Annotated in this window: 1 protein-coding gene; it reads left to right on the top strand. The window is 56.8% G+C overall.

The annotated features are described in order from the left end of the window. Window positions 1–100 precede the first annotated feature (100 nt). On the top strand, window positions 101–559 hold the full coding sequence (locus GGR36_RS21565) for a hypothetical protein (RefSeq protein ID WP_183638655.1): 459 nt from the start codon (window positions 101–103) through the stop codon (window positions 557–559). Window positions 560–1931: the final 1372 nt, after the last annotated feature.

Raw genomic sequence — 1931 nt, 5'->3', positions numbered from 1 at the left:
GTCAACGCCCTAACCAGTCCGTCAACGGGACGCCAAACTGCTGCGCATTTTGGTTCCCTCCGCTGCGCTCCGGCGCCCGTTACGTCCAACGTTAGCCGCTATGTTCGGATTAGAAGCGTTTGTCATCTTTGCCGACTACAACCAGTTCTTTCTGCTTGATGACGCGCTTCAACCGTCATATCCCGAACACATCCCAGCGGGTGCGTTTGAGCAACGGGTTCAAACTCTCCCCAATTTGCTCGCCATTTACACGGCTTCTGCCGGCAACGTCTCGGTTTCAGTGGTTACGAATGAAAATGAACCGGAAGTTTCGCTGGAGGCTTGGTCACACGCCGTTCAGGGTGCAATTTCAGTTCCATCGCGGCGCCTCTTGCTTGCTGGTTGCTCCGACTATTTACCCGAGTGTCCACGCGTTTCCGTCCCGGCAACGGACTGTCGGTTCCTGCTTGTCGGTCGCGGCTTCGAACATGGGAGTGCCGAGGAATACCGCATTCACTTGTGGCCAGGACCTCAGCGCAGCACATTCGTTGTTAAGCAATATGACGTTCGCCGCGGCTAACAGTGCAGTCAACCGGACACCCAAACTGCTGCGCAGCTTGGGTTCCCTCCGCTGGCGCTCCGGTGCCGGTTACTTTCAACGTTAGCCTTATGCATCTAGACGCCTTCGTAATGCTAGTTGTGATTTTCCTCGCTTTCGCGGCAATACCCGTATTGATCGTGTATTTGACATACCTAGCGACTATCCGTGAAGGCCAACACCGACCACCTAACGCGCATCCAGTTCTGCATGTAGTTCAACGTGCATACACCGTTTTAAGAGCCTCCGCATCTGAGTTTCTCGGAAACAAGTCCGTGTACTTTATCGCTGGCCCCATATGCACAGTATCAGCGTACAGATGGGCTTATGGCACGACACAAGGCGATTTTGCTTCGTCACTTAAGGTCGCCGCGTCAATTGCTGCCGTCTTTCCTGCGCTTTGGGTTCTATTGAACAAGAGGCGCGAACACAAAGTCTCCGAGCTGACCGACGATCAGCTCATTCTCCAACGCGCCGGGACTGCGGAAAACCTAGAAAGACAGGCGCGCAATACAAGAATCTGCGCGCACGCCATCGCGGCACTCCCCATATTGGCGGGTGTTCTCGCTGCACAAAAATCTGCTGCAGCGGGTATTGAGGCTGGGTTGCTCCTTGCCATCTTCATCGGACCTCTTGCGGGCCATTGTTATCTATCCTCCCGCAAGGCTCAGCGCATCGCAGCTCAGTCACGTGCTGGCTCTCCTCTACAAGCCACCCCAAATGACCACGGGGGCTAACCAGTCCGTCAACGGGACGCCAAACTGCTGCGCAGTTTGGTTCCCTCCGCTGCGCTTCGGCGCCCGTTACGTCCAACGTTAGCCACTCGCCTTGAATTGCTTTCTTTTCGTGTGGTCAATTCTTGAAATGCTGCTTCGGCGCGGCGCCTGTTCCGGGGCGCCGCAGCACTTCTCCAACTCCAAGGGTCATCACACTGCGGGGCATCTTCGTGCTCAACAGCTGAGGGCTTCGAGTGCGGCGCCGTCAGCCGCTGGCGGTGGTTTGAACTCTTCCGGTTTGGGGTTCTTCGGGCTTGCGGTTCGCATGCCAACGCACTTTTGGGCCGGTTCAAGAGTGAGGGCTTTTTCCCTTGCCGGCGCTGTTGGCGGTGCGGTTCAATTTGCTCCGCGCCTTGTGCCTTCGGTCAGCCGCTCGGTTGCTCAATCGGGCAGCGGTTGCGCGGCTAACAAGGCAGTAAACCGGACACCCAAATGCTGCGCATTTGGGTTCCCTTCGCTGGCGCTCCGGTGCCGGTTACTTCCACGTTAGCCACTCGCCTTGAATTGCTTTCTTTTCGTGTGGTCAATTCTTGAAATGCTGCCTCGGCGCGGCGCCTGTTCCGGGGCGCCGCAGCACT

It is taken from the genome of Niveibacterium umoris, assembly GCF_014197015.1.
Lineage (GTDB): Bacteria > Pseudomonadota > Gammaproteobacteria > Burkholderiales > Rhodocyclaceae > Niveibacterium > Niveibacterium umoris.
This window is presented reverse-complemented; position numbering and strand designations above follow the sequence as displayed.